Below are 8,274 nucleotides of genomic sequence, written 5' to 3'. Positions count from 1 at the left end.
CAGGCAACTGTGCATCAACTGACAGACTGCTATCGCGAGCAGGCTCACTCCTACAAGGGGGCTGGGTCTCTCATCACGCGCAGCGCATCCACCACCAGTGAAAACGCCGGCGACGGTTGGCGGCGGCTGGGGTAGTAGAGGTGAAAGCCGCCGAAGGGTTCGCACCAGTCTTCCAGGACTCTGACCAAGCGGCCTTCAGCCAGATGTGCGCCGAACTCGTCTTCAGGCAGATATGCAACCCCCAACCCGCTCACAGCCGCGTCGGCGATATGCACAGTTGAGTTGAACACCAGTTGGCCGTCGACCCGCACTTTCAGCTTCTTGCCCTGACGCTCGAATTCCCAGGCATCGACACCGTCGTAGGTTGGAAAGCGGATGTCGATGCAGCGATGCGCCGCCAGATCGCGTGGGTGTTGCGGGGCCGGGTGCCGGGCAAAGTAGCTGGGCGAAGCGACCACGGCCATGCGCAGTGGCGGTCCGATCGGCACGGCAATCATGTCCTGGGCGACGGTATCACTGAAGCGCACGCCTGCATCGAAGCGGTCGGCGACGATGTCGCGGAAACCATAGTTGATATCGAATTCGACTTTGATATCCGGGTATTGCAGCAGTAGCGGTGTCAGCTTGGGCAGCAGGGTGGTCTTGATGATGTTGTCGCCGCAAGTGATGCGCACCGTGCCGGCGGGCTTGTCGCGCAACTCGGTGAGAGCGTCGAGTTCGGCTTCGATTTCATCGAAACGATGGCCGACCGTGTGCAACAGCCGTTCACCCGCCGCTGTCAGTGACACGCTGCGTGTGGTGCGCGTTAACAGGCGAATCTTCAGACGTGCTTCGAGCGCCGAGACTACTTGGCTCACCGCCGATTGCGTCACGCCCAGTTGCACCGCCGCGCGGGTGAAACTGCCGGAGCGGGCTACGGTGACGAAGGCGAGCAGATCGTTGAAGTTGGGTTTGGCCATGGTGCGCGCTCGGGTTGATTGATTAGCAGCGTTTATAACCGCATTAAGCACTCATTAGCTAATCAAAGCCTCGAGCCTGCGCAACAATATCTCCATCCCGGCCTCGCCTGGTTTCTCGATCAAGGACGCCCCCATGAAACGACTGTTCGTACTGCTCGGGTTTCTCCTGAGTTCATTCACTGCATTCGGAGCTGACATGTCCCACGGTGCCGATAATTTCTTCAAAAGCGATAAGGTGACCGTGCAGAAGGTCAGCTTCAAAAACCAATATCAACTCACCGTCGTCGGCAACCTGTTCATGCCCAAAGGGCTGGATCCTGCAGCGCGCAGCGCAGCGATTATCGTCGGCCATCCGATGGGCGCGGTAAAAGAGCAGAGCTCCAATCTGTATGCGCAGAAACTGGCGGAGCAGGGCTTCGTCACCCTGTCGCTGGACCTGTCGTTCTGGGGCGAAAGCGAGGGCGCGCCGCGCAATGCTGTCTTGCCGGACATGTATGCCGAAGACTTCAGCGCCGCCGTCGATTACCTCGGCACACGGCCATTCATCGACCGCGAGCGCATCGGCGTGCTGGGCATCTGCGGCAGCGGCAGTTTCGTCATCAGTGCTGCGAAAATCGATCCACGTATGAAGGCCATCGCCACGGTCAGCATGTACGACATGGGCGCGGCCAACCGTGACGGCCTCAAGCACTCGCAAACGCTGGAGCAGCGCAAGCAGATCATTGCGCAAGCGGCCGAACAGCGTTACGCAGAGTTTACCGGCGGCAAAGTCGAATATACCGGCGGCACGGTGCTGGAACTGAAGGCCGACACGCACCCGATCCAGCGCGAATTCTTCGACTTCTACCGCACCCCGCGCGGCGAATTCACCCCGGCCAGTTCGACCCCGCAACAGACCACGCGGCCAACGCTGAGCAGCAACACCAAGTTCATGAACTTCTATCCGTTCGTCGATATCCAGAGCATTTCGCCGCGCCCGATGTTGTTCATCGCCGGCGCCGACGCACACTCCCGAGAATTCAGCGAAGAGGCGTTCCGGTTGGCTGGGCAGCCGAAAGAACTGGTGATCGTGCCGAATGCCGGCCATGTCGATCTGTATGACCGGGTTGATCTGATTCCTTTTGCCAAGCTGACACAGTTCTTCAAGAGCAACCTGAAGTAGCTTTCAGGCGACGGAGCAGAGGCATGCAAATCTTCGCGGGAATCTGGATGGGATGTGTGCTGATGCCATGGATGTCTTTTGCTCTGTCTGCCACTACCTCTGCGCAGGACACTACGATGTGGATGACTATCGGAAAACAGCGCTTTGCCATTGCCCTGGATGACAACCCGAGCACTCGGGAATTGCTCACGCGTTTGCCGCTGAGCCTGGACATGACCGACCTGCACAGCAATGAAAAATACGCCACCGTGCAGCCGCCATTGCCCACTCAGCCGTACCGGCCGGGCACCATCCACAATGGCGATTTTCTTTTGTATGGCGACGATACGTTGGTGGTCTTCTACAAAACCTTCGATTCGTCTTACCGCTATTCGCGTCTTGGTCGCATCGACCGGCCGCAGGGCCTCGCCGAGGCCTTGGGACGCGGCGATGTGCGGGTGACGTTCACTTCTGATGAGTGAGGAGAGTCCTTGATGAATCGGAATACGCTGCATCAACGGCGCCTTCTTCGAGCCGTGGCCCTCGGCTGTGCGGTGCTCGCCAGTGCTGCCTGCGTGAATCCTCTTTGCGCCAATCCTTCCCGATCACCGGAGAAACCGATCATGAAAGAACAGCCTTTGACCCCTAAGCAACTGGCGATCGCCCCGATTGCCGCCAACACGGCCATCGGCGACATGCCGCGTTTGCACGACGCGCTCAATCGTGGCCTCGACGCTGGGCTGAGCATCAGCGAAACCAAGGAAATTCTGGTGCAGCTGTATGCCTACGCCGGCTTCCCGCGCAGCCTCAACGCCTTGTCCCTGCTGATGAAAGTTGTGGAGGAACGCGCTGCGCGGGGCATCGACGACGTGCCAGGACGCGAGCCCGGTCCGGTGCCGTCGGGGTATGCGCTCACCGAGCTCGGCACCGACAATCAGACCCGTCTGGTCGGCGCGCCAGTGTCCGGCCCGCTATTCGAATTCGCCCCGGCGATCGATCAGTTTCTGAAAGTGCATCTGTTCGGCGACATCTTCGCCCGCGACAACCTTGCATGGACGGATCGAGAGTTGGCGACTGTTGGTGCACTGGCGGCAATGGCTGGAGTGGAATCGCAGCTGGAGTCGCATCTGAAGATCAGTCTGAACGTGGGACTGACGGTCGAGCAGTTGCGTCAGGTGGCGCAGGAACTGGAGGCACGCGGCGATTTGCAGGCTGCTGAGCGGGTGTTGGCGGGGCTGGACAAAATCCAGCGGTGAGGGCGGTTCGGATTCATCGCTGCCCTCTTAGTGCGATTCTTGTATTGCGCGCTGGCGCCGACTCGCTCCCGGCGAGTTTCCCGTGATGCGCTTGAACGCGCGACTGAACGCGGCCTGGGAGGTGTAGCCCAAGCGTTGCGCCACTTCTTCGATCGGCAGCCTTTCCAGCGTCAGCCACTGACTGGCCAGGCGCATTCGCAGTTCGGTGGCGTAGCGCAGCGGCGGGGTGCCGAGGGTGGTCTGGAAGCGTTCGGCGAAGACTGAGCGTGAGGTGTTGCAGAGCGTTGCCAGTTCGGCGACGCTCCAGTCGCGGCCCGGTTGCTGGTGCAAGGCCAGCAAGGCCTGGGCCAGACGTGGGTCGCGCAGTGCGGCGACGAGACCGGAGGCATTGCCGCAAGCGCATTCGACCCAGCCGCGAACGATCATCGCAGCCACGACGTCGGCAAGGCGGGCGAGAATGCCGGCGAAGCCGATGCGCGCTGCGCTGACTTCGCGTTCCATGGTCGCGAGGATCGGCATGAGGCCCGGATAGCGCTGGCCGCCTGCGTCGATCAGCATCAGTCCCGGCATCAGCCGACCGAGGCCTTGCAGGCTGCCGAGTTCGAACTCCATGCAACCACTGAAGAGCAGGGCGCTATCGGGCGAATCGGTGCTCTGCCCGACCTGAACCGCACAGACCGTGTCGCCGAGTGGCGCGGCAACGGCGCTGGCAATGTCCTGCACCTCGGCGCCGGGGTGTGACAGCAACTGATGCGCGGCACCGTGAGCGATGAATACCGCATTGCCCGCCGACAATTCGTACAGACTGCCGTCGTCAAGCTGCAACACCGTCGAGCCAGCGGCGACGAAGTGGAAATACGCATGGCCGGACTTGTCGCTGAAACCCAGGCCATACGGCGGACCGGCGTGGATCCGCCGGTATTGCACGCCACGCAGACGCATGCTGCGCAGCAACTCAGTGATGAGGTCCGAGGACAGTGAAAAGGGATCAGTGCTGCTCATGTTCGGGGTTTCGATCAAAAGTTCAAGACTGTGCATCATAGATCATCCGGTTTGCCACCCATAGACTGCGCTTTCGAAATGTCCGAGGGAGTCTTGCGATGAATGATTGTGTATGTGACGGGCGATCCGCTGTGGGTGCGCACGCTGACGAGGAGCCGCTGGTGCCGGCGTGGATGGCGGTGTTTTCACTCGCGATGGGGGTGTTCGGTCTGCTCACGGCGGAATATCTGCCGGCCAGCCTGTTGACGCCGATGGCGCTCGATCTCGGCGTGAGCGAAGCGTTGGCCGGACAAGCTGTGACGGTGACAGCGGTGGTCGCGCTGTTTGCCGGATTGCTGGTGCCAGGATTAACCCGCAGCCTTGATCGGCGATTGGTATTGCTCGGTTTTTCGGCTCTGATGATCGCATCGAATCTGCTGGTCGCATTCTCGTCCAGCCTCGCAGTGTTGCTGATCATGCGAATTCTTTTGGGCATCGCCCTGGGCGGATTCTGGAGCATGGCGGCGGCCGTGGCGATGCGCCTGGTGCCGGCGGCGCTGCTGCCCCGCGCGCTGTCGATCATCTTCAGCGGGATCGCTGTGGGTACCGTGGTGGCGGTGCCGTTGGGCAGTTACCTCGGCGGGCAGTTTGGCTGGCGCAGTGCGTTTTTCGCAGCGGCGGCGGTGGGCGTGGTGACGCTGGTTTTTCAACTGTTCACGTTACCGAGTCTGGCGCCGCACCGTCCGTCACGCCTGCGCACGGTACTGGAGGTTTTGCTGCGACCGGGTATTGCCATCGGCATGTTCGGCTGCGTGTTGGTGCACACCGGTCACTTTGCGTTGTTCACCTACATCAGGCCATTTCTGGAAAGCACCACCGGCGTCGGCCCGCAGACGCTGGCACTGATGCTGCTCGGTTTCGGCGTGGCGAACTTTGCCGGCACGCTGTTCGCCGGGTGGCTGTTGCAGCGCAGTCCACGGGCGACCCTGGTGCTGATGCCGGTGCTGGTGGGCGTTGCCGCTCTGGCGCTGGTCGGCTTCCCGGCCTCGGTCACCGGGCAGGCGGTGCTCCTGGCGCTCTGGGGGATGGCTTTTGGTGGTGTGCCGGTCGCGTGGTCGAACTGGGTGGCGCGTTCGGTACCCGATCAGGCCGAAAGCGCAGGCGGCATGGTCGTCGCGTCGGTGCAGTCGGCGATTGCCGCAGGCGCTGCCGCCGGCGGTTCGGTGTTCAGTTTCAGCGGCATCAATGGTGTGTTTGTCGCGGCCGGCATTCTGATGTTGCTGGCCGCGTTGCTGATAGCACTGAAGGTCAATGTCGACGTGCCGGAGCCGGGCTCGGCAGCGGTGCCGGTGCATCTGTGATTTGATCAGAGAGGGGTGCGAGTGGCGGCAATGTCCCAGGTTTGCATGATCCGAGTAATGGCAGCATCGATGCTTTCCAGCGCGGTGTTGTCTCTGGCGAGTATGGATATGCCTTGCAGGAAGCTGTCGAATACCGTCGCCATCGCCGCCGAATTTGTGTCGCTGGCCAGCTCACCGGCACTCACAGCGCGCTCGACGCAGGCTTGAATTCCCGCGCGGGTGCGCTGGCGTGAGTGGGTCAGGGCTCGCACCACGTGGGCATTTTCCGGGCTTGGTGCGCTCATGACGCCCAAAGTGACCATGCAGCCCTTGGGATGCGCGTCGTCGCACTGCATGCGTGCCGACTGGCGCAACGCGCTCTCGATGGCGTCGCGCGGTGCCAGACTTTCGTCCCACAGGCATTCGGTGACTTGCGCGTAGGTTGTCAGATAACGCTGCACACATTCATCGAACAAGGCTTCCTTGGAACCGAACGCGGCGTAGAAGCTCGGCGCTGAAATCCCTCCGCCAAGTCCGGCCTTCAATTGGGCGAGCGATGTCGCGTCGTAGCCGTGTTGCCAGAACAGCTGCATGGCCTGACCGACAGCGTCGTCGCGATCAAACTGACGGGGGCGACCGGTTCTCGCCATGGCAAAGCTCCTCGTTGAATTCATATAAAGACTAGTCGATACAGAAATCGTTGACAACGCTCCTTGTGCGCCTTCAGGATTTAGATCGATCGGTATTTATATCAGCGAAGACTTTTCAAGGAGCATCCCGTGACACCATCAATTACGTTGACAGTCACCCCAAAACGCCTGCCCGTCGGCGCTTTGCTGGCGCTGGCGATGACAGGCTTCATCTGTATCGTCACCGAAACCCTGCCCGCCGGCCTGCTGCCACTGATCAGCGAGGGTTTAACGATTTCGCCGTCCATGGCAGGGCAGATGGTGACCGCATACGCATTGGGGTCGGTACTGGCGGTGATCCCGATGACCATCGCCACCCGCGGCTGGCGGCGCCGCAATGTGCTGCTGCTGACGATCGTCGGCTTCCTGGTGTTCAATTCGATCACTGCGCTGTCGTCACACTACGGCGTAACGCTGGTCGCGCGCTTCTTCGCCGGGGTCGCAGCGGGGTTGGCGTGGAGTTTGTTGGCCGGCTATGCGCGACGCATGGTCGAACCCGAGCAGCAGGGCAAGGCACTGGCACTGGCAATGGTCGGTACGCCGATTGCGCTGTCGCTGGGCGTGCCGCTGGGGACGTGGCTCGGCGGGCTGGTCGGCTGGCGCAGCACGTTCGGCCTCATGTCGGCGCTGACCCTGCTATTGATCGTCTGGGTGCTGGTGAAAGTGCCGGATTACCCGCCGCAACCGGCACATCAACGCCTGCCGCTGCGCAACGTCCTGACCACCCCGGGCGTTCGCCCTGTGCTAGCGGTGGTGATCAGCTGGATGCTCGCGCACAACATTCTCTACACCTACATTGCGCCGTTCATTGCGCCGGCAGGAATGGCCGATCGTGTTGATCTGGTCTTGTTGGTCTTTGGCATTGCTGCGCTGGCGGGCATATGGCTGACGGCGAAGCTGGTCGAGCCGCTGCTGCGTACGACGGTCCTGTTGAGCCTTGCGACGTTTGCCGTCGTCTGCGTGGCGCTGGGTTTTGGCGGGGGTATGCCGCAGGTGATCTACGTTGGCGTGGCGGTTTGGGGTTTGACCTTTGGCGGCGCGGCAACTTTGCTGCAAACCGCGCTGGCGGATGCGGCGGGCGACGGAGCGGATGTCGCCTTGTCGTTGAACGTGGTGGCGTGGAACAGCGCGATCGCTGGCAGCGGTGTCGTCGGCGGCGTGCTGCTCGATCGCTGGGGCGTTACCGCATTTCCGTGGGCCATGCTGGCACTGGTCGCTATCGGCTTCGCCATCGCCTGGGGTGCCCGGGCCCACGGTTTCAAGTCGGGCCCGCGCTCTGTCGGAGCTTCGGTAGTGGCGGCGCATTGAACCCCGCCATCACCCGTTTCTTTAAGCGCGCTTCGGCAGTTTCCAGTTCGGTCGGATGAAGTGGCAGGTGTAGCCATTCGGAATCCGCTCCAGGTAATCCTGGTGCTCGGGTTCCGCTTCCCAGAAGGGGCCGGCCGGTTCGATCTCGGTGACCACTTTGCCGGGCCATAGCTTCGAAGCGTCGACATCGGCAGCGGTGTCTTCGGCGACGGCGCGTTGCTCGTCGTTGAGGTAGTAGATCGCCGAGCGATAGCTCGGGCCAAGATCGTTGCCCTGACGGTTCGGCGTGCTCGGGTCGTGGATCTGGAAGAAGAACTCGAGGATCTGCGGGTAGCTGATCACCGCGGGATCGAACTCGATCTCGATGGCTTCGGCGTGGTTGCCGTGGTTACGGTAGGTGGCATTCGGCACATCGCCGCCGGTGTAACCGACGCGGGTTTTCAGCACGCCCGGGTAGCGACGCAACAGGTCCTGCATGCCCCAGAAGCAGCCGCCGGCGAGAATGGCAGTTTCGGTTTGTGTGGTCATGGTGTGTCCTTCCTCTCGGAGACGATGGGGATATGCATTGTTATGAGGGCGGGTTGAAAGAATCCAAGGGCG

General features: G+C 61.7%; 9 protein-coding genes. 5 read left to right on the top strand and 4 right to left on the bottom strand.

Annotated features, from left to right (window positions below; genetic code table 11):
• Window positions 1-50: 50 nt before the first annotated feature.
• Complete coding sequence (locus QRN33_RS26035; protein ID WP_042610271.1) at window positions 51-959, bottom strand: LysR family transcriptional regulator; 909 nt, start codon at window positions 957-959, stop codon at window positions 51-53.
• A 133-nt stretch (window positions 960-1,092) separates the two neighbouring features.
• Between QRN33_RS26035 and QRN33_RS26030 the strand changes: the two genes are divergently transcribed.
• The 3 genes from QRN33_RS26030 (at window position 1,093) to QRN33_RS26020 (ending at window position 3,356) form a co-directional block, all read left to right on the top strand.
• Window positions 1,093-2,121, top strand: a complete 1,029-nt coding sequence (locus QRN33_RS26030; RefSeq protein ID WP_064361835.1) for an alpha/beta hydrolase — start codon at window positions 1,093-1,095, stop codon at window positions 2,119-2,121.
• A gap of 122 nt (window positions 2,122-2,243) precedes the next feature.
• Window positions 2,244-2,582 carry a cyclophilin-like fold protein gene (locus tag QRN33_RS26025; RefSeq protein WP_223259146.1) on the top strand — a complete coding sequence of 113 codons (339 nt, stop codon included), beginning with the start codon at window positions 2,244-2,246 and terminating at the stop codon, window positions 2,580-2,582.
• A 12-nt stretch (window positions 2,583-2,594) separates the two neighbouring features.
• The gene (locus QRN33_RS26020) at window positions 2,595-3,356 is read left to right on the top strand and encodes a carboxymuconolactone decarboxylase family protein (protein WP_502945039.1); all 762 of its coding nucleotides are present in this window, start codon (window positions 2,595-2,597) and stop codon (window positions 3,354-3,356) included.
• A gap of 27 nt (window positions 3,357-3,383) precedes the next feature.
• On the opposite strand, the gene QRN33_RS26015 is transcribed toward QRN33_RS26020, so the two are convergent.
• On the bottom strand, window positions 3,384-4,394 hold the full coding sequence (locus QRN33_RS26015) for an AraC family transcriptional regulator (RefSeq protein ID WP_042610411.1): 1,011 nt from the start codon (window positions 4,392-4,394) through the stop codon (window positions 3,384-3,386).
• Window positions 4,395-4,456: 62 nt separating this feature from the next.
• Between QRN33_RS26015 and QRN33_RS26010 the strand changes: the two genes are divergently transcribed.
• Entirely contained in the window at window positions 4,457-5,698 is a 1,242-nt protein-coding gene (locus QRN33_RS26010) for an MFS transporter (RefSeq protein WP_227974343.1), read from the top strand.
• Window positions 5,699-5,703: 5 nt separating this feature from the next.
• Here QRN33_RS26010 and QRN33_RS26005 read toward each other — a convergent pair whose 3' ends face one another.
• Window positions 5,704-6,327, bottom strand: a complete 624-nt coding sequence (locus QRN33_RS26005) for a TetR/AcrR family transcriptional regulator (RefSeq protein ID WP_285410942.1) — start codon at window positions 6,325-6,327, stop codon at window positions 5,704-5,706.
• A 129-nt stretch (window positions 6,328-6,456) separates the two neighbouring features.
• Here QRN33_RS26005 and QRN33_RS26000 point away from each other — a divergent pair, with 129 nt between their 5' ends.
• Window positions 6,457-7,674: an MFS transporter gene (locus QRN33_RS26000; RefSeq protein WP_285410940.1), complete on the top strand. Its 1,218-nt coding sequence runs from the start codon at window positions 6,457-6,459 to the stop codon at window positions 7,672-7,674.
• Between the two features lie 21 nt (window positions 7,675-7,695).
• Here QRN33_RS26000 and msrA read toward each other — a convergent pair whose 3' ends face one another.
• Window positions 7,696-8,202, bottom strand: a complete 507-nt coding sequence (gene msrA, locus QRN33_RS25995) for a peptide-methionine (S)-S-oxide reductase MsrA (protein ID WP_285410938.1) — start codon at window positions 8,200-8,202, stop codon at window positions 7,696-7,698.
• Window positions 8,203-8,274 lie beyond the last annotated feature (72 nt).

Source organism: Pseudomonas sp. FR229a, from assembly GCF_030209115.1.
Lineage (GTDB): Bacteria > Pseudomonadota > Gammaproteobacteria > Pseudomonadales > Pseudomonadaceae > Aquipseudomonas > Aquipseudomonas moraviensis_A.
This window is presented reverse-complemented; position numbering and strand designations above follow the sequence as displayed.